Raw genomic sequence first — 22,108 nt, 5'->3', positions numbered from 1 at the left:
CGGCACGCTGGACGCATGCGCAAACCCCTGAACCTCACCGAGGCGCTAGCCTCCTTCGACCAGATCTACAGCCCTCGGATCGTCTCGCGGGTCAATGACTACGACGTCCGGGTCGCACACACCCGAGGCGAGCACATCTGGCACGTGCACGACGACACTGACGAGTTCTTCCTCGGCCTCGACGGCCGGTTCGACATCGCGCTGCGTGACGCCGACGGCACTGAACGAACCGTGACCCTCGCGCCGGGTGACGTCTTCGTCGTGCCCAGAGGAACCGAACACAAGCCGTCGTCACCGGGCGGCGCCATCCTGATGTTCGAACCCACCGGCACCGCCACAACCGGCGACCGCCACGACGGCGCTATTCCGGATCACGTCGACAGCACCACAGGCCGCGAGCTGACCTGACTCCACCCCGGCCCACGCGTGGGGACGAAACGTCAGCCCGTCCGGACCGCCCGCACTCGCCCGCGCAGGCTCAGGCGCCGCGGTGGCGAATGTGCCGCGAACCCGGTCAGGGCACCGGGCCGGTGAAGGTGAAGATCTGCTCGGGGTTGTCGGTGCGGCACGGTTGCTGGACGGCGTAGCGGGGCGGCGTCCCGGGGGGTAGGAGGACGGGGGCGAGCACGTCACATCCGTACCCGGTTTGACGGGCAGGGTGATCGTGCTCGTGGTGCCGTCGACGATAGCCGACACCCTGAGAACGGCAGTTCGATCGCCGGGCGGCCGGCCTTGCCTCCGCGGTGGCAGCCGGGGCGAGCGTGCCCTCCTGATCACCGTCGCGAGTGGTCCTGCCTGATGCCCGTCAAACTGGTCCATCGGGCGGTGGTGGCCCGGATCACGATGGGGCGGACACCGATCCCTGCCGGAGGAGCACCATGAACCGCATCCGTATCCTCACCACCCTCGCCGTGCTGGTGTGCCTTGCGGCGGCAGGCGCGCCGACCCTTGCCACGACACCGGCCGCCGCCGTTTCGGTCCCCGCGGCTACCGAGGCCCCGACCTGCGAGGTCGATCTGCTCACCTTCGGGGGCTTTCAGGTGGTCATCTCGGTAGTGAACACCACTACCGCTCCGCTGACGAACTGGACGGTCCAATTCACGCTGCCAACGTCGTCCAGGATCGAGTCCCGGTTCAACGGCACGATCACGCGCAACGGCACGACCGGCACCTTCCACCCGGCCTCCTGGATCGCCACGCTGGCGCCGGGCGCCGAAGCCACCGTGGGCTTCGGTGGAAGCGGGACGGCTCCGACAGCCTTCGCCCTCAACGGCATGCCCTGCACCTCGGTGTAGCGCGACCGCGACAAGGCGCCGCAGGGGTCCACGCTGGTTGGCCGAGCGCCCGATTTGCGTGAACCCCGGCGCGGCTGACCGGAGTTGCTCGGCTGATCCTGCGGGGGATGGCAAGATCTATCCCGATCCCGGGGACCGCCCACGTGCCGGCCTCGTCTGGGTCGCCGCCGGGCGCGGCCTGCCGCTTGCGCCAGACAGCGGTGTCTCAACCATCCGACACTCGCCGTGCCGTATTCGATGTCGATGCCGGCCGGTCGGGTGGGCGCGTGCCGGGACCGGTCGCCGGCACGCGCCGCGGACGGGTCAGGTGCCGCAGTAGAGGAGGCGGTGCGGGTGCCGGCGACCACTTCGCTGACGACGCCGATGGTCGCCCGGCTGGCCAGATACCTGGCGACCTGGGCGGGGTCCAGGTCGAATCCGCTGAGAGGGCGAGCGCGGCGCATCCGGCGACGTGCGCGGCGGCGAGCCGGTCGTTGTCACGTCCGCAGATCAGCACGGCGTTGCCGCGCTGCTACAGCGGCCGCGCCAGTTCCAGGTTCCTACCGGAACTGCCGTCGGTGACAACGGCGGTGTGTCCGCTCAGTGTCGTGGCCGGCCCGGTTCAGGCCTGGACGCGGCCTGAGTCCAGGCCGCGTCCAGGCCTACACGCGGTGGTTGATGTGGACGTCCGGGTGGCGGGATCGGAACAGCTCGACGATCTTGCCGATCATCCACGCCTGCGGGCCCATGGTGCCCAGCGTCGGCGTTCCGCCGGACCAGACTCTCCTTGTCGATGGAGTCACGGGAACCAAGCCGGTGGGGCGTCGCGGGACAGGGCAGATCCGGGCCATCCGACACCGCACAGCCCGCCCAGCAGGCTTTCCGGACCGGCTGGTCGGCTCTGTGGGCCTGGAAGGTCACACCCGTGGTTGCCGCGGCCGCGCATGGCGTCGAACGATAACCGGTGGCTTATGCGGCGGTTCGATCTTGCGCGTTGTTCCCCACGGGCGGACGGGGCGATCGTGGCTTCCATGAGCGACCGCTTGCTCGTCGGGTGGGAACCAGGCGACTTCGGCGCACTTCTCGGGGCTCGACGGCGTCGACGTCCTCGCCGCGTCGACGTTGTCGCCCGGGATGACCCACATGCCGGCCAGGTAGATGCCGCCGGCCTGCTCGGTCAGCGGGATCCTGCCGTCGGGCCGTCGCAGCAGAACGAGGACGCCGACCGGCATGCGGTGCGGTGCGCGGACGGCCGGCGTACGGGCCTGCGCCACCGGCCGCTTCCGGGCCGGACCGGGTGAGGCTGCTCACAGCCGGCCGACGGGACGCGGCGGGGCCGACCCGCGCTCGACCGGAATCGATCGGTAAGCGGGGCGTGTTCCCGCTCACCTTTCTTGTCGGTACGGGAATGACCGAATTGCGTGCCGGCGCCGGGCCTCCCGGAAGGGGCCGGACCTCGGCGTGGTTCTGGTGGCTGAGATATGGTGGACTGTCCCTATGCTGGGCCTCGGGGGGCGAGGGTTCCAGTTGGTTAGCGGACCACACCGCAGTTGCAAACTCGGAAAGACCCTGAAGGGTGAGGGGGAGAGCACGCTGATGACCGGTTTAGCCACACGATCCTGGGATGGTATGACCATTCCAGCGGCCGGGACATATCTTCTCGATCCGGCACACAAGCGGATCGGTTTCCTTGCCCGGCACATGATGGTGAGCCCGGTGCGCGGTGAGTTCGGCGAGGCCACTGCCCGGATTGTCGTGGCGGAGGACCCGTTGGCCTCGTCGGTCACCGCAACGATCCGGACAGCGAGCATCAGCACCGGCAATGCCGACCGGGACGTGCACCTGAGCAGCGTCGACTTCCTCGACGTGGAAAATTATCCCACGCTGGAGTATCGCAGCACGGGAATTAAATGGCAGCCGGTCGATGACCCCATCTTCTATTGGGCGCGGTTGCGCAACAGCGGGCTCAGTCGGAGATCGGTGCCGGGAAACATTCCCGATTCGCGGAATCGTACGAGTGGCAGATTCCTGCTCACCGGCGATTTGACCGTCAAGGAAATCACCCGGCAGGTCGACCTTCAGGTGGAATTCGGTGGCGCTCGCCGGGATCCGTACGGGCAGGACATCTTCGGCTTCAGCGCGACGGCGGAAATCGATCGTGAGGACTACGGCCTGCTCTGGAACGTCGTTCTGGAAAGCGGTGGTGTCCTGGTCGGAAAGAAGGTCCAGATCGAGATCGCCGGCGAGGCTATTCGTCAGCCCTGAGCCGCCGGGCCGCGGCCTACCCGACGATCCGCATCGGCGCCCCACTGTTGGGGCATGCCGTGCACGCCGGCGCCGGCCGGTGGCAGGCGCATGCCGTGGTTGCCGACACTCCGCAGGCGGGCGGAACACCTTTGCGCGTCGGCTTCGAGCGGATGGACGGAACCGACGACTCTGAGCTGGCTGGTTCCGTGACGCCACAGCGTCCGAGACTGCCGATGCCCTGCTGCGCACACGTCCGAGGCACCCGTGAAGTCCTGCACCGGGTGGCGGCCATCACCGACATGGTCGCCACCGCCGGCGCGTCCGACGCCGAGATCGCGCAGCTCTGCCGCACGGGAAGCAACGGCTCCATGCGCACATGGCCGCTGCCGAGGCTCTGGTCGCCAAACCAGGAGCACAGGCCGGCATCACCGCCGAGGCCGACATCCTTCTCGCTCTCCTGAGTCCCGGCCTCTATCTGCTGTTCGTCCGTGAGCGCGGCTGGCCGTCCTAGCGGTGGGAACAATGGGCCAACGACACGCTGCGAGCGCGGCTCTGCATTCCATGAGTGACCAGAGCGACTTCCACCGCGGCCGGCGAGGGGATGAGCCGACAACGCCGACCGAACGTGCGTGTCGCCCGCAGGTACGTACGTTCGCGGCACCCGTGCTTCGGGTGACTCCGTAAGTCCGGGCGATGCAAGGTCCGCTTGGAAAGCGACAGCTCAGACGCCATCACGCGAGCTTTGGTCAATCGAGAAGCAGCGGGCTGCGCCGGCTGCTTCAGCCGGTCACCCCGGTGACCTTTTCAGCGAGCGAAGGGAACCGGGCAGCGCGCCGCGTCGCAGAAGAAGCGACGGACGCGTAGCCTCCGGGATTCCACCCTCCAACCGTGCCGCGGTTTTCTGCCACGGGCCTCGCCGCGGCAGGCGAGGACTACTCGGGGGCCACGACGGGCCGGTTCGCGTACTCCGCAGATGCCGCTGTTGGCGTCGACGGCACCGCAGCGGCCGCTCTGGTCGGGAGGTGGCTCGCGTTCCAGCCCGCCGTGGCGGAGTTCCTTGCTGGGGAAGGGTGTCGCCGAAGCCAACGAGCCGTCAGGCCGAGGATCCGCTGTCGATGACCAGGTCGGTGCCTACTACCGCGCCGGCCGCGGGCGAGGCGAGGTAGAGCACCGCGGCCGCCACTTCTTCGGCCTCCGCGACCCGGCCGAGCGGGTTCTCCGTCTTCACCCGCTCGGCACGGTCGGCCTCGGTCTCACCGGGCCGCAGCGACATGGCCCAGCGGCAGCGCCGGGCTGACCGCGTTGATGCGAATGCCCTGGTGGATGTGGTCGAGAGCGGCGGCACGGGTCAGCGCGGAGACCGCTGCCTTCGAGGTGATGTACGCGGCGACGTTCGGGATCCGCAGGTGTGCGCCCAGGTTGGAGGAGATGTTGACGATGGCGCCACCGCCGTTCTCCTTCATGTGCGCGATCTGGTGCTTCATGGCCAGCCAGACGCCGGTGACATTGGTCCGCAGCACCGCGTCCCAGTCCTCCGCCCTGACCTCGCCGACGGTACGGTCCCGCGGAGTATCCCGGCGTTGTTGACCGCGATGTCCAGTCCGCCGGTGCGGGTGACGCTCTCGCGTACGAGGCTCTGGAGCCGGCCGGAGTCGGTGACATCGGCGGTGACGGAGACGGCCGTGCCACCGGCTGCCTCGATGAGCCCGACTGTCCCGTCCAGGGAAGGCCGCGGTTCGTCCCGCGGCGACCACGGATGCGCCCTCGACGGCGAAGGCGAGCGCGATCGCGCGGCCGAGGCCGGAGCCTGCGCCGGTGACGAGGGCGGTCTTGCCGGTGAAGCGGTTCGTTTCGGTGACTCCTCTGAGTGATGGACTACTTGATGCGGTGGTTCAGGAGGGCCACGACGGCGAGGGCGGCCCCCGTCGCGGCCAGGGACGAGGCGTCGCTGCCGAGCGTGAGAAGGACGGCGAAGAGGACGGTCGGGCCGAGTTCCATCGCAGTGTTCAACACGCCACCCGCGAGCCCGGTCTGCTGTTGAGGCAGACCTTCGGTGGCGAGCACGGCGGCTCCGGCGAAGGAGGCCGCGGTGCCGGCAGGCAGCAGCACGAGGCCCGGCAGCAGTCCATACGCGTACCAGGTGTGCGCTTCGAGCCCGGGGAACGCGAGAAGGACGAGCCCGGCCGCGCCCGTGCCCAGCCCGGCGGCCGTGACGGCTCGAGCCCCGTACCGGCCGATGAGCGGTCCTGCCACCCGGCCCGAGACGATCAGCGCGACGGCGAACGGCACGAAGGCGGCCGAGGTCTGCAACTGTGACCAGTCGCGCGCCTGCTGGAGGTGGAGTGGGAGAACCACGAAGGTCATCGCGGTGCCGCAGGCGCTCAAAATCGGCGGTGGTGCTCTCGCCGCTGCGGTGTGCCTTGATGAGATGGGCCTGCGGCTGGGGGTCAGCATAGGCTGCTTACCCTTCAACCTGCCTATGGAGCGGGCGACGTCCATGCCGTCACGTGTCCGCATCCGCAGCAGGTCCACCTCGAACTCGCAAAGGTGGACAGGATGTTCAAGAACATCTTGCCCCTCGGATCGGCCGGATGCTGTCCGGCCTACAGGAAGCGCTCGGGGTCGAAGCTTTCGAGGTCGATGATGCGAACCCGAGGAAGGACATTGGTGAAGCAGCCCGCGTCCTCCTCGATGTCGAATACCTGCAGGTTCGGCAGTTCGGCGAAGCCGGCGTTGAGGAACTCCTTGAACCCGACGATCGCGACCTGATGATCACCTCGCAGGAGTTCGCCGATCTGCGGCAGGAAGTCGCCGTCGTGGCTGGCGAGCATCACATTGCCCGCGCGCCGGGCGATAGCCTCCAACGTCCGCTGGATGCCGATGTCCACCACCTTCTGATCCGACGAACCAGCGAGCGGGATGGGTCGGTATTCCATGCTCAGGAGGGCCCGGACGAAGGGCATCGGCAGACCGCCACCAGAGGCGTTGAGGAAGAACAGTCCCTTCACCGGCCGCTGCCACGTGTCCCGCGCGAATTCCCGCAGACGCTCCCACCGGGGTCGCTCCGCAGGGGCCGGACGGCGCTCCAGAACACTGTTGCCGAGAGTGGCATCGATGTTCTCTCCGTCCACGATGAGGTACGTGACGGGTTCCGGTGTGCCGGGCATAGGCCTACCTCTCGAGTCGAGCAGCAAGCGCGGACCGGTCGAGCACGAGGGTTTGACGTGCCGGAGGAAGCCGCGACCATGGTCAAGGATATTGCCTGCCAGCCCTGCCGGCAGACAGCATGCGACTCTCATGCCGCAGATGACGCGCACCCGGTCTCTCTCCCGCGTTGGGCTCGCCCGGCGGCACGCGACGCAGTCGCCTGGGCGGCGTAGACGTCCGCGCCTGGCGCACCCCGTAGGTGGCCCGGCCAACCGTCGCAGGTCGGGTGCCAGCCGGACCGCGTTATTGCCACCTCTGTCGGTCGCCACCGCTGGCACCTCGTAGCCGTACGGCATCGCGGCATCCGGTGGCGCACCTGGCGGGCGGGTCATCCGGCGGCCGTCGCCATGTCACCTCGGATTGCGGCGGCGAGTGCCCCCCGCCTGCGCAGCTGCTCGGGTTCGCCGTCGGCGACGACCCGGCCGGCGTCGAGGATGATGACCCGGTCGGCGCGCATGATGGTGGAGAGACGGTGGGCGATCACCAGGGTGGCCCGGTGGTCTCGGGTGGACTCCAGGGCGACTGCCAAGTCGGCCTCGGTGGCGGCGTCGAGGTTGGCGGCGGCCTCGTCGAGGACGAGCACCGGTGCCCGGGTGAGCAGGGCCCGGGCGACGGCGACCCGTGCCCGTTGACCGCCGGACAGTGCTGCTCCCCGCTCGCCGGTCGGCGTTTCGAGACCGGCCGGTAGCGCGTCGAGGAAAGGTGTGAGTTGGGCGGCGTCGGCGGCGGCGCGAACCTCGGCGTCGGTGGCGTCCGGCCGGCCCAGCCGGATGTTGTCGGCGATCGAGCCGGGGAACAGGTGGACGTCCTGCGGCACCACGGTGACCGTGCGCCGCAGATCGGCGTCGTCGAGGTCCCGCAGGTCCACGCCGCCGACGGTGATCCGCCCGGCGCTCGGGTCGTGGTAGCGCAGCAGCAGGTGCGCGCAGGTGGACTTGCCCGCCCCGGAGGCGCCCACCAGGGCGACCGTCTCACCGGGCCGGAGGGTGAACGAAACGCCGCGCAGCACCGGCCGGTCCGGCAGGTACCCGAAGTGCACGTCGTCGAAGATCACCTCGCAGTCAGCGGGTGCGGGTACGGGCCGGACCGGCGCCGGGACCGGGGAGGGCGCCTGGAGCAGGGCGTCGACCCGGTCGGCCGCGGCGCGCAGGGTGCCGGCTTCCTTGAGCAGAAGGGCCACCTGGCTGGCCGGGCCGAGGATCGCGCCGGCGAGGACCAGCGCCACCGGGCCGGCGGCGACGTCGAGCCGCCCGGCGCGGACGCCGTCGAGGACCACCAGCACCGCGCCGACACCGGCGGCGGCGAGCAGCGCGTCGATCAGCGCGCTTTCCAGGCCCGCGCGGGTGGCGTTGCGCCGTTGGGTCCGCCCGAGCTGTCGGGTCCGGGCGGCGAGGTGTGCGCGGCGCCGCTGTAGCGCCCCGAAGACGGTCAGCTCGCGTAGGCCGTGCACGGTGTCGACGATGTCTGCGGTCAGCTCGGCGGTGGCGGCGCGGACCTGGGCGCCATGCCGGTCGGCGTGCCGGCGCAGCAGCCAGGGGGTCACCGTGATCAGAGCCGCGGCGGGCAGCACCACGGCGGGTAGCCAGGGGTCGATCCAGGCCGCCAGGGCTGTGCCGACGCCGAGGACCACGGTGGCGGTGAGCAGTTGCGCGATGGTGTGCGCGAACAGCCATTCCAGCGTCTCGATGTCGGACAGCGCGACAGTGGCCAGGTCGCCGGAGCGACGTCCGCCGAGCCCGCCCGGAGCGATCCGGGTGATCGCGTCGTACACCCGGGTGCGCAGGTCGGCGAGGATACGGTAGGCCAGGTCGTGGGAGACGTACATCTCCCACCAGGTTGCCACGGTGACGATCGCGACCAGCGCGCCGAGGACCGCCGTGACCACACCGACCGGCGTGGGGACGCCCGCCACGGCCCGCCCCACCAGGGTGGCGCCGAGTACCGCCGTGGTCAGCCCGGCGAGCTGCCCGAGGAGATTCGCCGTCAGGGTGCCCCGGAACGCGCGGGGATGCCCGGCGATCGCCGGCAGCAGCCGGCGCAGCGCACCAGGTCGTCTCGTGCCCGTCGGCCGCTGCGGTGCGGTCATCCGGACACCTCCTGAGCGGCGACCAGGTCGGCGTACTCGGGGCACGAGGCCAGCAGGTCCTCGTGGCGGCCAGCGGCGACGATCCGGCCGCGGTCGAGCAGCACGATCCGGTCGGCGTGCCGCACGGCGCTGAGCCGGTGGGCGATCACCAGGCAGGTCCTGCCCCGAGCGGCCGTGGCGAGAGCATCCAGGATCGCGGCCTCCTGCCGGCCGTCCACGCCCGAGGTGGCCTCGTCGAGGATGAGCACCGGCGTGTCGGCGAGCAGGGCCCGGGCGATGGCCAGGCGTTGCCGCTGCCCGCCGGAGAGGGACGTGCCGCGTTCGCCGACCGGGCTGGCGTACCCGAGCGGCAGCGCCTCGATGAACTCGTGCGCGCCGGCGGCCCGCGCGGCGGCCACCAGGTCGGCGTCGGTGGCGTCCGGGCGGGCCAACCGCAGGTTGTCCGCCACGGAGCCGTGGAACAGGTACGTCTCCTGCGCCACCACGGTCACCGTGCGGCGCAGCGTCTGCGGGGTGAGGTCGCGCAGGTCCACCCCGTCCACGGTGATCCGACCGGTAACCGGGTCCAGGTGCCGCAGCAGCAGGTTGGCCAGGGTCGACTTGCCGGCGCCGGAGCGGCCGACCACCGCGATGGTCTCGCCGGGGGCGAGGCGGAGGCTCACCTGCCGCAGCGCCGGCTCGGGCCGGCCGGGGTAGCGGTGGCTGACCGCGTCGAAGACCACGGCCGGACCGTGCTCGAACCGCCGGTCGACGTGTCCGCGGTGCACGACGGTGGGCGGCGTGCGGAGCAGTTCGGTCAGGCCGTCGACCGCGGTGACGCCGAGGTAACCGGCGTGCCAGTGCGCGCCCAGGTCGCGTACGGGCCGGAAGCACTCCACCGAGACGAGCAGCACCAGGAACACGGCGGCCGCGTCGGCCCGCCCGGCGTACGCGCCGACCGCCGCCGCCACGGCCGCGGCGGCGAGACCGGCCTGGATCAGCAGGGCGCTGACCCCGCTCTCGACCAGGGACAGGCGTAGCTGCGCCATCGTGGTGGTGTGCAGGTCGTGCGTACGCGCCTGGATCCCGTCCCGCATCCGGCCGACCGCGCCGAAGGCGCGCAGCGTCGCCGCGCCCTGGAGGGTGTCGAGGAAGTCGGCGGCGAGCGCGGTGAACGCCGCCCACCGGCCGCGTCCGCGGCGTAGCAGGGTGGCGTCCCAGATGCGGGGGACGGTCAGTACCAGCACCACGGCCGTGCCGAGCAGCCCGGCGGCGACCGGCTCCACGGTGGCGAGCCAGGCCACCAGTGCGGTCGGTACGGTGACGGTGACCAGCACCTGGGGTAGATAGCGGCGGTAGTAGGCGTCCAGCCCCTCCACGCCGTCGACGAGGGTGGCCTGGGTGCGGCCGGTGCGGGATCCGGCGAGCCAGGCCGGGCCCAGTTCGGCGAGCCGGGCAACCAGACGGTCACGCAACCGCGCCCGGATCCACGCGCCGGCGGCCGCGCCGGCGACCTCTCGACACCAGAGCAGCGCCGCCCGCACCAGGATCACCCCGAGCGCCCCGGCCAGCAGGCCCGTAGCGGCGGCGAGGTCCCGCCGGGCCACCGCCGACAGCGCGCCGGCGACCAGCAGCGCCTGACCGACGTACGCCGCCGACACGGCCATGCCGAGCGCCGCGCACCCGACGACCGGTCCGGTGACGGCACCGGCCAGCCGGATCAGTTCCCGGTGGACGATCACCCCTCCTCCAGCGGCTCGTCGGCCAACGCGCGCACCGTTCCGGTGTGCGCGTCGGCGAGCACCCGCCCGCGTACGCCGAACACGTCGGCGAGCAGCGCCGGCGTCACCACGTCGCCCGGCGGCCCGTCGGCGGAAACCCGGCCGCCCGCCAGCGCCACCACGCGGTCGGTGAAGCGGGCGGCGTGGTCCAGCTCGTGAAGCACCGTCACCACGGTCAGGCCCCGCTCGGCGTGCAGCCGGCGCACCAGCGACAGCACCTCCAACTGGTGGCGGACGTCGAGAAAGGTGGTCGGCTCGTCGAGCAGCAGCACCGGGGTTCGTTGGGCCAGGGCGAGCGCGAGCCGGACCCGCTGCCGCTCTCCGCCGCTGAGCGTGTCGACCTGCCGGTCGGCCAGCCCGGTGACGCCGGTCGCGGCGAGCGCCGCGGACGCCTCGGCGTCCTCGGGCCGCCACAGCATGCCCAGCGGCCCCCGGTGCGGGTAGCGGCCCTGCGCGACGAGCTGTCGGACGGTCAGCCCGGGCACCGGCGGTAACTGCTGGTGCAGGACCGCCACCTGCCGGGCGACGTCCCGCCGCCGCTGCGCGTACGCCGGGCGGCCGTGCAGCAGCACCCGGCCGCTCTCGGGCCGGTCGGCGCCGGTGAGCAGCCGCAGCAGGGTGGACTTGCCGCAGCCGTTGCGCCCGACGAGCGCGACGGACTCGCCAGCCCGGACGGTCAGCGACACCCCGTCGAGCACCACCCGGTGGCGGTAGCGGTAGCGGGCCTGCTCGACGGTGAAGACCGGTTCGGTCACGACACCTCCACGTGTGGGGAGCGGCGGGCGACGACGACCAGCGCCGCCGCCCCGAGCAGGGCGGTGACCACACCGGCGGGCACCCCGAGCCGCTGCCCGGCCAGCCCGGACTGCACCAGCAGGGTCAGCGTCTGGGCCACCGCGTCGGCGCCGACGACCGTGGTGGCGCCGAGCAGGGCGGCGGCCGGCAGCGCGCGGCGCAGGTCGGCCCCGCACAGGGCGCGGGCGACGTGCGGGACGACGAGCCCGACGAAGGCCAGCGCGCCGGCCAGGGCCACCGCGCCGGCGGCCAGCGCCACCGACAGGGCCAGACCCAGGGCACGCACTGGCCGGGGCGAGAGCCCGAGCGCGGCGGCGTGCCCGTCACCGGCCGCGAGCATGCCCAGCACGGCGGAGCAGAGCCAGGCCAGCAGCAGCGCCGTGGCCAGCCAGGGCCAGGCGACGGACACGTGCGCCCAGACCCGCCCGTCCACCGAGCCGACGAGCCAGCGCAGCGCGTTGCCGAACCGGCCCGGCTGGTACGCGAGCAGCAGCGTGGTGAGCCCGGCCAGCGCGGCCGAGCCGAGCAGCCCGTACGTCGCGATCTGGGTCGGGGAGCCATCGCGGGCCAGCAGCCACATCAGCGAGCCGCCGGCGGCTCCGCCGAGCAGCGCCGCCACCAGCGCCCCGGCCGCCGAGTCGGCCGGAACCAGGCCGAGCTGGATACCGCCGAGCACGCCCAGCACCGCGCCGGGATTGACCCCGGACAACTCCGGCGCGGCGAGCGGGTTGCGCAGCACCGCCTGCAGCAACAGCCCGGCCGCGCCGAGCCCGCCGCCCGCGAGCAGGGCGGTGGCCAGTCGGGGCAGCCGCAATTCGACGAGGATCCGCTGCTCCAACGGATCCAGCTGCGGCCAGTCGACGCCCCGCCCGACGGCGAGTTCGGCGGCCACAGCGACGACCAGCGCCGTGGCCGCCCACCACCACCTCACGACGTACTCCGGCGGCGGAGCAGGACCAGTCCGGAGAGGATGCCGATGGCGGCCGTCCACGCACCCAACGGGGTCTCGGCCGGCGCGAACGCGTGTCGGGCGGCCAGGTCGGCGACGGTGGTGAACAGCGCGCCGAACGCCGCGGCCCAGGGCAGCAGGGCCCGGGCGTCGGCGTCCGGGCGTACCCGCCGGGCCACGTGCGGGGCGACGAACCCGATCCAGGCGATCGGACCGCAGGGGCCGACGACGACGGCGACCAGGACGGCGGCGAGCCCGAGCACCGCGACGCGCGCCCGCCCGACGTGCAACCCGAGCGCCGTGGCGGCCTCGTCGCCGAGGCGCAGCACGCCGAGCGCGGGCAGGACCGCCAGGATCAGCGGCCCGCACAGCAGCAGCCACGGCAGGGTGAGCCGGGCGTGGTCCCAGGTGATCCCGGTGAGGCTGCCGACCAGGTAGCGGAAGAGCGTGTCGTACTGCAGGCGGTCGGCGGCGGCCATCACCGCCAGCAGCACCGCCTGCAACGCCGTGGACATCGCCGCGCCGATGAGCAGGACCGCACCAGGACCACGGCCGGTTCCGGCGGCGGCCAGGCAGAGCGCGCCGCCGCCGAGTGCCCCCGCCAGGGCTACCACGGGCTGCGTCGCCGCCGGAACCGGGAGCGCCCAGACCACCACCACGGCGGCGGCGAGCGCGCCGCCGGTGGAGACCCCGAGCAACTCGGGCACGGCCAGCGGGTTGCGGAGCGCGGCCTGCATCAGCAGCCCAGCCACGCCGACGGCCGCCCCGCCGAGCAACGCCAGCAGCAGTCGGGGCGTCCGGAGTTCCCAGAGGACCACCTGGGCGACCTCGGAATCGGCGGGCAGGGCAGGGGCGAGGGTCAACGCGATCGCCGCCGCCAGGGCGGTCGGCAACGCGACCGCCGCCGGCCACCGACGAACCGCCCGGGGTGGCGTGAGCGCCGCGTCGACCGTGTCGCCGGCGGCCGATGTCGGTGCCGTCACGCCGTGGCCTTGGCAACCGCCTCATCGAGGATCAACCCCAACGCCCGGGTGCCCCGGCCGGATGCCCACAGCTCCGAGGGCACCTCGTGGGCGCGGCCCTCACGGACGGCGGTGATCCGCTTCCACACCGGGTTCTCGGCGTACTGCGCGGTGACCGTCCTGGCGTCCGGGCCGAAGGTGAACGACTGGATGAACACGATGTCCGGGTCGCGCGTCAGGATCTCCTCCACGCTGTACGCCTGGGCGGTGTCGAAGCCGCCGCCCTTGCTCGGCCACGGGTAGTCGAAGACTTGGGCGAGCAGGTGGCCGAGCAGGTCGTCGGAGGTGTTCACGCCGATCGACGTGCCACCGTACATCGCCAGCGCGGTCGTCTTCCGCAGGCCGCGCTGGTCGGCTGTGGCCCGGGCCGCGGCGAGCCGGTCCCGGAACTTCTGCTCGGCACTCGCCTGCTGCGCGCCCCGGTCGGTGAGCGTGGCGATGTCGCGCAGGTAGCGCACCGAGTCCTCGTAGGTCTTGACACTGACCAGCCACAGCGGCGCGAACTTCTCGATCGCGGGCCGCAGCTGGTCGTGTACGCCGGCGAGGCCGATGACCAGGTCGGCACGCGTGGCGGCGATCGACGCGACGTCCTCGTTGCCGAAGGTGCCGGGCAGCGCCGGCACCGCCGCGCCGGCGGCACCGAGGTAGTCGGGGCGACCGATGAGCTTGGGCGTGGTCGTCGCCGTCGGAGTCAGGCCGAGTTCGACCAGGGCGTCGTCGCACAAACCCGTGAGGCACACGATCCGCTCCGGCTTCGCCTTGAGCGTGACGGTGGTGCCCCGGACGTCGGTGACGCTGAGCCGGTGTGCGACCGGTTCGACGGGCGGTGCGGATGGGACGTCCGGCGTGCTGGCGGGAGCGGGGTCGGAGCTGCCACAGCCTGTCAGGACGGCTGCGGCGACGAGGAGAGCGGTGAGGGCGTTGCGATGACGTGTCACGGCCTGTACTTCCGATAGCGGATGGATCGCGAAACGATAATGGTTCTCATTGCTTATGGGCAAGACCGATGACGTGACCCCGCATGAGACGGATGCCGCGGGCGAATCCGGGAAGGTTATGCCTCTGGCGTGTCGGCTGGTGTGTCCGAGCGGTCGACGGACCGCCCTCGTGTGGGACGGCCGCAGCCTCGGCAGGCGGCGGTGTCAGAGACTTCACGGCGGAATCCGGATGCGAGGGCAGCGCAGAAAATGAAAACCAGTATCGTTAAGCTGTGGTCGACCCCTCGACGAAGGAGACCTCGTGGCCGTACCGAAGCGGAAGATGTCGCGGTCGAACACACGGCACCGGCGGGCGCGGTGGAAGGCGAGCGTGCCGCGGCTAACCCCCTGCCCGTGCTCCCGTAAGGAGATGGTGGTCCCACACCGGGCCTGCGCCCACTGTGGTCTGTACAAGGGCCGCCGGGTGGTGGAGCCGTGACCGCCCGGTTGCCGGTGACGGTGCTGTCCGGGTTTCTCGGCGCGGGCAAGACGAGCCTGCTCAACCACGTGCTGGCCAACCGCGACGGGTTGCGGGTGGCGGTGATCGTCAACGACATGAGCGAGGTGAACATCGACGCCGCGCTGGTCCGTGACGGCGGGGCGCTGTCGCGGACCGAGGAGCAGCTGGTCGAGCTGACCAACGGCTGCATCTGTTGCACCCTGCGCGACGACCTGCTCGACGAGGTGGCCCGGCTGGCCCGGCTGAGCCGGTTCGACTACCTGCTGATCGAGTCCAGCGGCATCTCCGAACCGATGCCGGTCGCCGCCACGTTCGCCTTTGGCGTGGAGGACGGGCAGGTCCTCGACGACCTGGCCCGGCTGGACACCACCGTCACGGTGGTCGACGCGGCGGGTCTGCTGGCCCGCGTCGCGGCGGGGGAGACGCTGCAGGCCCGCGGGCTGGCCGCGTACGAGGGCGACGACCGGAGCATCGCCGATCTGCTGGTGGACCAGATCGAGTTCGCCGACGTGCTTGTGGTCAACAAGACCGATCTGATCAGCGCAGAGGACCTGGCAATGGTCGAGGCCCTGCTGACCCGCCTGAACCCGGTCGCCCGTCAGGTCCGTGCTGTGCATGGGCGGGTGCCGCCGGCGGAGATTCTCGACACCGGCCGCTTCGACCTGGAGCGGGCGGAGACCGCGCCCGGTTGGGTGGCCGAACTCAACGGCGAGCATGTGCCGGAGACCGAGGAGTACGGCATCTCCAGCATCGTCTTCCGCGACCACCGTCCGTTCCACCCCCGGCGGCTGTGGGACCTGCTCACCGGCGGCCTGGACGGCTACGGCGTCGTACGGTCGAAGGGCTTCCTGTGGCTGGCCAGCCGCCCGGACGTCCAGGCCCTCTGGTCGCAGGCTGGCCCGTCCGGCCGGTGTGACCCGGTCGGCGTGCCGGTGGTGGTGTCGGGGGAGTGGCCGGAGGATCCCGACGAGCGGGCCGAACTGAAGTCCCGCTGGCATCCCGTCTTCGGTGACCGGCAGCAGGAACTGGTCCTTATCGGTGTCGGCCTGAACACCACCGGCCTGCGGGCGGCCCTGACCACCTGCCTGCTCACCGACACGGAGATCACCGCCGGGCAGGATGCCTGGCGGGCGCTGCCAGACCCGTTCCCCGCGTGGGACCTCGGCGACCTGCACGACCATGACCGGGCCGAAGCGTCCCCGGTCTAGCCATGCTGGACACGCTGAACCCGGACGACGTCGCCCGGTGGCGGCGCGACTGGGAAACCATGATGCGCCACTACCAACCCGGCCGAGACGACCTGCTCGCCGCAGGTCTCGCCGCCGCCGAGCAGCTCCTCGGACGCGCGCCCGAGCGGGTGCTCGACGTGGGAGGCGGGCCGGGCACCACCGCCGAGGCGGTGCTGCGGCGGTGGCCCGACGCCAACGTCACCGTGCTGGACGTCGACCCGGCCCTGCTGGCCCTGGCCGACACCGCCCTGCCGCAGGTGCGCACGGTGCGTGCCGACATCGGCTCTCCACGCTGGCTCCCGCCGGCCGGTGGCCCGTACGACCTGGTGCTGGCCCTGATGACGGTGCACTATCTGCCTGAGGACCGGGTGCGTGACTGGTACGCCGAGGTCCAGCAGTTGCTGCGCCCGGAGGGGCTGCTCCTTGTCGGCGACGTCATGCCGGATGCGCCCGGCCCGACGCGGCAGCAGAGCGGCGGGACCGACCCGTGGACCGCGTGGTGGACCGCCTTGGCGGAGGAATCGGCGATGAGGTCGCTGCTGAACGCGCGGGCGGTCGCGCTGAGCGGCCTCAGCTCCGCAGAGTTCGTCGCGCCGGCCGAATGGCACCGCCAGGCGGCCCACCGGACCGGGTTCGCCGACGCGACGGTGGTCCATCGGTGGGCGGACCACGCCCTGATGGCGTTCCTCCCGCTCCGGGACCGCAGGTGAACATCCCACCGCCGAGTTCAGGATCCTGCCGGTCTCGCGGGAGCCACGATAGGCGCCGCGGTCGGGCTGGAGCGGCCAGCCATGGCTATGGAGGTGTTCGACGAGTCGGGTAGTGGTCGTTGTCCGGTCGGCGATATCGGCGGCCGCCACCACGAACTCGGCTGAAATCCGACCACGTGAGGAGGTGATGGCATGATCGCGGCCCTGACCACCGGCAACGAGGTCGTGGTCGCTCCACAGACTCGGCGGCGCGGGGCCGCTCATTCCGCGGGCGGGGTGCTGCCGCGGAGCTGGTAGAACTGGTGGAACAGGTCGAGCAGGCTGGTGTCGTCCGCGGCTCGCAGCAGCCGTGGCCGCGCCAGCAGATATTCGCAGACCCGCATCCAGGCGTGCGCTGCGGCAGTGGTGAGCCCGGCGGCGCTGACGGCCCCCGCCGCGCCGATCGCGACGTTGACGCCGGGCAGATACCTCCCCACCTGTCGCGCGCCCGCCTTGGCGACCTCCTTGCCCGCCTGCCGGGCGGCGATCCGCTTCCCGGCCTGTCGCGCGACCGCCGAGGTCGCCTGAAGCGCGCCGCCGTGCACGCCGGTCACGCCTATAGCGGCTACCGCGGCCACCTTCGTCAGCTGCTGCTTGTTCAACGGGACTGCGTAGACGGCGCTGATCTTGCCGATCATGGCGGCCAGTGTGGCACCGAGCCCGAGCAGGTCCACGGCCGGGACGGGTGCCCCGGCCGCCGCGCCCGCCCCGGCCGCGATCCTCCGATACCTGCGCAGCAACCGGACCGCCTCCCGGCGCTGCACGGCGAGGTGTAATCGCTGGACCGCGCGGATCGCGTTCGCCGCGTCGGGGACAAGTTCGATGGTGGCCCGCAGCAGGTCGTCCAGTCCGTGTCTGGGAATGGTGGCGCCGCCGAGCTGCGGCATCTCCACCGAGTTGACCAGGAAGATCCGTCCGTCCGGGGCAAGCGGCAGGTCGAGTGCGGCGATCCGGTCGGCCAGCTCCACGACGGCGGGGCTCACCTCGTCGCCCAACCTGGGCACGTGTGTGAGCACCAGCATCACCGGCAGGCCCATGTCGTGCACGGCGCGTAGGAGAGCGGCGTGGTGGCTGGTGAACCGGTTGGTGAGCGCGTTGTGCACGTACCAGACGACGTGGATCCAGTCCTGCGGCGGTCCCTGCCGCAGGCCGGTCACGACCGTGTCGATCCGGCGGACGAGGTCGTCGATCGAGCCGTCTCCGGTGTCGAACCCGGCGTTGTCGTAGATGGTCAGCGGATCGTCCGGCGTCCGGCTGTGCCGCTGCAACCGCACGGTCTGCGAATCACCGCGGCCGGCCTTCGCCAGCTCCACTCCGAAGACCGAGTTGATCAGGGTGCTCTTGCCGACGCCGGTGTCCCCGAACACCGCGAGGTTGAACCGGCCGATCTCGCGCAGCTGTTCCTCGTACGCCCGCAGGGCGGCCGCCATGAACCGGTCGAAAGCCCCGTCCGCGCCTGCCGGCGTCATCGTCGTCACGCCTCCTGGCCGGGTGCCGGAAATGGGTCGCCGGCCGCCGGAGTCGGGCCCTCGGGCCGGTGGTCGGTCATCCAGTCCCGACGCTCGGCCTCCCGGTGCCCGTCCCCGCAGGTCGCGTACGCCCTGGCCAGCCGGAAGCGGACCCGCTCGGCAAGGTCCTGCCACCACGACGGCATCGACGGATCCACGTCCGGGCCGTAGGCCAGCTGCCAGGCACGCCACAGCGCAGACAGCTCGTCGACGTCCTCGCCATGCCGCGCCCAGCACGGCCGGACCTGCTCGAACAGTTGGTACCGCTGGACGAAGGCGTCAACGAACGCGACCAGCGCCACCCAGTCCACCGGCCCGTCGCCCGGGTCGGTGCCCCACCGGTCCAGCGTGGCAGTCGGGGCGGGAGCCGGTGTCGGTCCGCCCGCGACCGGCCCGGATCCGGCCGTGACGGGCGTGGGCGAAGAGGCTCCGACGGCTTCGCGGAGCTCGTCGACAGCGCGTTCCAGGCCGTCAACCGTTTTCCGCTGTTGCCGGACGGCTGCCTCCCATCGGGCTTCCAGCGAAACCTTCAGGTCCTCCACATAGTGCGTGAGCGCGTCCAGCGTCTCCTGCTGCGCCCTTACAACGTCCGCGAGGTCGTCGACCTGGTACGTCTGAGCCACCGAACCCTCCATCTCGTACCGTCGCCGCTGTGCACCGATCGTGGACGTTGCGGTGGGTGTTTGCAAGACTACTCACATGCTGGTGGAGGCGTTGGTCGGCTGGCTGGTCCAGGCGCTGGGCGACCGACTGACCCACGGGCTCACCTCCCTCGCCGGCGGTGACTTCCAGCGCGCGTTGCGCCCGACGGTGCGGGCCGCCATCCACACCGTGGTCGAGCAGGTGCCGCCTGCGTCCCGGCAGGCGCTGTCCGCGGCGCTCGCCGAGTGTCTGGTCGGCGGTCCGGACGACGGGCCGGGCGAGGGGCCGATCGGCGGTCAGCTGCGTGCGGCGCTTGTCGCGCGGCTGGTTCCCCTCACCGACGCCGGGATCACGGGTACCGGCCGCAGTTTCGTCGCCGAGATCGGCGTCGACGGCGCGTGGCTGCTGCGCGCCCTGCCGGACGCGGTGCTCGCGGCCGTGCAACGGGCTGCCGCCGCGCAGAGCCTCGCCGGGCTGGCTGCGGCGTTGCACACCGAGGCGATCCTGCAGGACATCGCCGCGCTACGCGCGCTGCGGACACCACCGCCCCGCGCGGAGGCCGTCCCGGCGGTGGTGAACACCCTGCCGCGGCGGCTGCGGCTGTTCACCGGGCGGGAACGGGAGCTGGCGGAGATCACCTCCGTCGGCGACGAGGGTGGCGTCTTCCTCATCTGCGGCATGGCGGGCGTGGGCAAGACAGCGCTCGCCGTGGAGGCGGCCTATCGGCTCGCCGACCGGTTTCCCGACGCGCAGCTGGCGATCGACCTGGCCGGGTTCACCCCGGGCTCCGAGCCGATCGATCCGGCCGTCGCACTCGCCGCGCTGCTGCCCGCGCTCGCCGAGCCCGACACACCGGTCGGCACGACGCTGATCGAGCGAACCGCGCAGTGGCGGACCCGGCTGGCAACCCGCCGGTGCGTGCTCGTGCTGGACAACGTCGCCGATGCCAACCAGGTGCATCCGCTGCTGCCCGGTGCGGGGGAGAGCGTGGTGCTGATCACCAGCCGGCGCCGCACGTTGGACATCGGCGAGGCGCGGCAGGTGGAGCTGGGCACGCTGCCCGCCAGCGCCGCCGCCGACTTGTTCGCCGGCCTGGCCGGCGGCGAGCCGGGGCGGCTGGACCGCGACGCGGTCGCCGGCGTGGTCGAGCGCTGCGCCCGGCTGCCCCTCGCGCTTCGGCTGGCCGCCGCCCGGCTGCGCGGGCGGCCCGCCTGCACCGCCGCCGATCTGCTCGACGAGCTGATCACCGCGACCGCGCACCCCGGCGGTGACGCGAGTGTCGAGGCGGCGCTGGCCGTGTCGTATGCGGCGCTGGCTCCGCCCGAGCGGGAGCTGTTCCGCCACCTGGCGTTGTGGCCTGGCCCGGATGTGACCGCCGCCGCGGCGGCCGCCCTGGCCGACGTCTCGCCCAGGCTCGCGCGGCAGCGCCTGACCGAACTGTACGACCGCAGCCTGCTGGAGGAGCCCGTCGCCGGTCGGTACGCCATGCACGACCTGCTGCGGGAGTACGCCGGCAGACTGGCCGCCGGCGACCCGCCGATGGACCGGGTGCGGCGGCTGCAGCGGATGCTGGACCACTATCTGATCGGCGCCAACCGAGCGACTGCCGTGATGTTCCCGATGCTGCGCGTGCCACGGCTGACCCCGGCGCGCGCCTGCCGTCCGCCGGAATTCGCGGACGTCGCGACGGCGGTCCGGTGGGTCGACGAGGAGCAACTCAACCTGCAGGCGTGCTGGCGGCACGCGATGCGGCACGGTCGGTGGGCGTACCTGCGGCAGCTGCGGCGGCACAGCGTGCACGCGCTGCGCAGCCGAGCCGTGCTGCCCTCGCTGCTGGATCTGTTCGCCGAGGACGCGGACGCCGCGCACCGCCGCGGCGCGCCCGCAGATGAGGGCGACGCCGCGTTGGAGTTGGGCATCGTGCACCGGCATATGGGCGCGGAGCAGGCCGCCGACCGTCAGCTGCGTCGTGCACTCGACTGCTTCCATGCCGCGCGGGATGATCAGCAGGCGCGCAACACACTGCTCGAGTTGGGATCCACCGCCCGTGTCCGGGGCGATGCACTGCGGGCCCGCGCGTACCTGACCCAGTGCCTTCTGCGCTGCCGGCGTGCGGGGGACCGCACCGGCGAGGGCCACGCGCTCGTCGAGCTGTCCTGGTTGGACGTCGGCGAGCGGTCGTTCGACCGCGCCCGCCGACGGCTGCGGCAGGCGCTGGAGATCCACCGCGCCGAACCCAATGTCATCAGCGAGGCCAACTGCCTGGTGGCGCTTGGCGAGACCGAACGCCGAAGTGGCGCCCCGGAGGCCGCGCTGCCCCACCTCCGGCGGGCGGCTGACCTCTCCGAGGCCGTCGGCCAGCGGCACAACGCCGCCAACGCCCGTGCCAATGCCGGCCTTGCCCTCATCGACCTGGATCGCGACGACGAGGCGGCCGGGGAGCTACAGGAGGCCGGGGTGACCTTCGCCGCGGAGGGCGCATACCCCGAGGCCGCGCGTGCGTTGGGCGAGGCGGCGCACTGCCTGGCGCGGCTGGGTCGGTACCGGGCGGCCTACCGTAGCCTCGACCGGGCCCGCCGTATGCCCCGACCGGCCGACTCGCCTCCGACCACGGCCGATCCGGACAGCATGCTCGCTGTCGTGGTCCGCTGCGCAGATCGGCTGGCGGAAGCGCTGGGGACCGCCACCGGCCCGGCGGAGGACGACACGGCGCCGGCCAACCCACCGGTCAACCTGTTCACCGCTCTGCTGGACCACATGTGCACGCGGGTCACGACGTTGCCTTCCGGACGGTCAGTCGCGCCCAACGCATACACGATCGAGTACTGCCCGGCCGACCTGGTCGCGATCGGCCACCGGCTCGGGCCGGTGCACCAGATCCTCGCCGAATGCCTCGCCGACGCTGTGGCGACCGCCCGGTTCGTCGTGACCGGCGACGTGACGGTCGAGGCCGCGCCTGTGGACGGCGTGCAATCCGGCCTCGTCAAGATCCGATCTCACGTCGCCGTTGCGCGCGAGGTAGTCCGGTGAACCGTCGGGACGCCCCGCCCCTCGGCCCTCGGGGCGCGGGGCCGCGTGCCGGCCGGGCGGGTTTCCACGTGGTGTGCTTGGCCAGCAGTGGGCGGTAGCCCTGGCGGAACCTAGCGACCGCGCTGCCGCCCACATCGTGTGAGGACAGTCCCGATGGTCGGGTCGGTTGTCGG

At 72.2% G+C, this 22,108-nt stretch carries 21 protein-coding genes and 2 pseudogenes; 8 read left to right on the top strand and 15 right to left on the bottom strand.

Annotated elements, in window-relative coordinates; genetic code table 11:
• Positions 1–15: 15 nt before the first annotated feature.
• Both E1165_RS02455 and E1165_RS02450 read left to right on the top strand, forming a co-directional pair.
• Positions 16–408 carry a cupin domain-containing protein gene (locus E1165_RS02455; RefSeq protein WP_132387229.1) on the top strand — a complete coding sequence of 131 codons (393 nt, stop codon included), beginning with the start codon at positions 16–18 and terminating at the stop codon, positions 406–408.
• Between the two features lie 470 nt (positions 409–878).
• A complete protein-coding gene (locus E1165_RS02450; RefSeq protein WP_132387227.1) occupies positions 879–1,295 on the top strand; it encodes a cellulose binding domain-containing protein in 417 nt (138 codons plus the stop codon).
• 896 nt (positions 1,296–2,191) lie between these two features.
• Here E1165_RS02450 and E1165_RS29440 read toward each other — a convergent pair.
• On the bottom strand, positions 2,192–2,548 hold the full coding sequence (locus E1165_RS29440) for a hypothetical protein (RefSeq protein WP_207916492.1): 357 nt from the start codon (positions 2,546–2,548) through the stop codon (positions 2,192–2,194).
• A gap of 355 nt (positions 2,549–2,903) precedes the next feature.
• Between E1165_RS29440 and E1165_RS02440 the strand changes: the two genes are divergently transcribed.
• Positions 2,904–3,539 carry a YceI family protein gene (locus tag E1165_RS02440; protein ID WP_132387225.1) on the top strand — a complete coding sequence of 212 codons (636 nt, stop codon included), beginning with the start codon at positions 2,904–2,906 and terminating at the stop codon, positions 3,537–3,539.
• A gap of 358 nt (positions 3,540–3,897) precedes the next feature.
• Positions 3,898–4,032, top strand: a complete 135-nt coding sequence (locus tag E1165_RS30310) for a hypothetical protein (RefSeq protein WP_256370632.1) — start codon at positions 3,898–3,900, stop codon at positions 4,030–4,032.
• Between the two features lie 582 nt (positions 4,033–4,614).
• On the opposite strand, the gene E1165_RS30305 is transcribed toward E1165_RS30310, so the two are convergent.
• The 12 genes and pseudogenes from E1165_RS30305 to E1165_RS02390 all read right to left on the bottom strand — a co-directional run bounded on the left by E1165_RS30305 (position 4,615) and on the right by E1165_RS02390 (position 14,278).
• Complete coding sequence (locus tag E1165_RS30305) at positions 4,615–4,794, bottom strand: SDR family oxidoreductase (RefSeq protein ID WP_207916490.1); 180 nt, start codon at positions 4,792–4,794, stop codon at positions 4,615–4,617.
• Positions 4,775–5,068, bottom strand: a pseudogene (locus E1165_RS30605) (SDR family NAD(P)-dependent oxidoreductase); the annotation flags it as partial. The gene E1165_RS30305 and the pseudogene E1165_RS30605, both read right to left, overlap by 20 nt.
• On the bottom strand, positions 5,002–5,223 hold the full coding sequence (locus E1165_RS30600) for an SDR family oxidoreductase (protein ID WP_371687290.1): 222 nt from the start codon (positions 5,221–5,223) through the stop codon (positions 5,002–5,004). The gene E1165_RS30600 and the pseudogene E1165_RS30605, both read right to left, overlap by 67 nt.
• 40 nt (positions 5,224–5,263) lie before the next feature.
• Positions 5,264–5,341: pseudogene (locus E1165_RS30595) on the bottom strand (short chain dehydrogenase); the annotation flags it as partial.
• 55 nt (positions 5,342–5,396) lie between these two features.
• A complete protein-coding gene (locus E1165_RS02425; RefSeq protein ID WP_207916485.1) occupies positions 5,397–5,885 on the bottom strand; it encodes an MFS transporter in 489 nt (162 codons plus the stop codon).
• Between the two features lie 239 nt (positions 5,886–6,124).
• Positions 6,125–6,688: an NYN domain-containing protein gene (locus E1165_RS02420; RefSeq protein ID WP_132387221.1), complete on the bottom strand. Its 564-nt coding sequence runs from the start codon at positions 6,686–6,688 to the stop codon at positions 6,125–6,127.
• A 368-nt stretch (positions 6,689–7,056) separates the two neighbouring features.
• Positions 7,057–8,814: a thiol reductant ABC exporter subunit CydC gene (cydC, locus tag E1165_RS02415; RefSeq protein ID WP_132387219.1), complete on the bottom strand. Its 1,758-nt coding sequence runs from the start codon at positions 8,812–8,814 to the stop codon at positions 7,057–7,059.
• A complete protein-coding gene (locus tag E1165_RS02410; RefSeq protein ID WP_132387217.1) occupies positions 8,811–10,535 on the bottom strand; it encodes an ABC transporter ATP-binding protein/permease in 1,725 nt (574 codons plus the stop codon). The genes cydC and E1165_RS02410 overlap by 4 nt, the downstream gene beginning before the upstream one ends.
• Positions 10,532–11,329: an ABC transporter ATP-binding protein gene (locus tag E1165_RS02405; protein WP_132387215.1), complete on the bottom strand. Its 798-nt coding sequence runs from the start codon at positions 11,327–11,329 to the stop codon at positions 10,532–10,534. Before E1165_RS02405 ends, E1165_RS02410 begins: the two co-directional genes overlap by 4 nt.
• Entirely contained in the window at positions 11,326–12,300 is a 975-nt protein-coding gene (locus E1165_RS02400; protein ID WP_132387213.1) for an iron chelate uptake ABC transporter family permease subunit, read from the bottom strand. The genes E1165_RS02405 and E1165_RS02400 overlap by 4 nt, the downstream gene beginning before the upstream one ends.
• Entirely contained in the window at positions 12,297–13,301 is a 1,005-nt protein-coding gene (locus E1165_RS02395) for an iron ABC transporter permease (RefSeq protein WP_207916482.1), read from the bottom strand. The genes E1165_RS02400 and E1165_RS02395 overlap by 4 nt, the downstream gene beginning before the upstream one ends.
• Complete coding sequence (locus tag E1165_RS02390) at positions 13,298–14,278, bottom strand: ABC transporter substrate-binding protein (RefSeq protein WP_132387211.1); 981 nt, start codon at positions 14,276–14,278, stop codon at positions 13,298–13,300. The genes E1165_RS02395 and E1165_RS02390 overlap by 4 nt, the downstream gene beginning before the upstream one ends.
• 301 nt (positions 14,279–14,579) lie before the next feature.
• Between E1165_RS02390 and rpmF the strand changes: the two genes are divergently transcribed.
• The 3 genes from rpmF to E1165_RS02375 are packed head-to-tail and all read left to right on the top strand — an operon-like array spanning position 14,580 to position 16,716.
• Positions 14,580–14,756, top strand: coding sequence for a 50S ribosomal protein L32 (rpmF, locus tag E1165_RS02385; protein WP_132387209.1), 177 nt, complete (start codon positions 14,580–14,582; stop codon positions 14,754–14,756).
• Complete coding sequence (locus E1165_RS02380; RefSeq protein WP_132387207.1) at positions 14,753–15,985, top strand: GTP-binding protein; 1,233 nt, start codon at positions 14,753–14,755, stop codon at positions 15,983–15,985. The genes rpmF and E1165_RS02380 overlap by 4 nt, the downstream gene beginning before the upstream one ends.
• Positions 15,986–15,987: 2 nt before the next feature.
• Positions 15,988–16,716: a trans-aconitate 2-methyltransferase gene (locus tag E1165_RS02375; RefSeq protein WP_132387205.1), complete on the top strand. Its 729-nt coding sequence runs from the start codon at positions 15,988–15,990 to the stop codon at positions 16,714–16,716.
• A gap of 260 nt (positions 16,717–16,976) precedes the next feature.
• On the opposite strand, the gene E1165_RS02370 is transcribed toward E1165_RS02375, so the two are convergent.
• Positions 16,977–18,224, bottom strand: a complete 1,248-nt coding sequence (locus E1165_RS02370) for a GTPase domain-containing protein (RefSeq protein ID WP_207916480.1) — start codon at positions 18,222–18,224, stop codon at positions 16,977–16,979.
• Positions 18,225–18,229: 5 nt separating this feature from the next.
• Positions 18,230–18,886, bottom strand: coding sequence for a hypothetical protein (locus E1165_RS02365; RefSeq protein WP_132387201.1), 657 nt, complete (start codon positions 18,884–18,886; stop codon positions 18,230–18,232).
• 76 nt (positions 18,887–18,962) lie between these two features.
• On the opposite strand from E1165_RS02365, the gene E1165_RS30460 reads away from it, so the two are divergent.
• The gene (locus E1165_RS30460) at positions 18,963–21,935 is read left to right on the top strand and encodes an FhaA domain-containing protein (RefSeq protein WP_132387199.1); all 2,973 of its coding nucleotides are present in this window, start codon (positions 18,963–18,965) and stop codon (positions 21,933–21,935) included.
• Positions 21,936–22,108 lie beyond the last annotated feature (173 nt).

Source organism: Micromonospora sp. KC723 (assembly GCF_004348595.1).
Taxonomy (GTDB): domain Bacteria; phylum Actinomycetota; class Actinomycetes; order Mycobacteriales; family Micromonosporaceae; genus Micromonospora.
The sequence above is the reverse complement of the archived record's forward strand: the minus strand, read 5'-3'. Positions and strand labels throughout refer to the sequence as shown.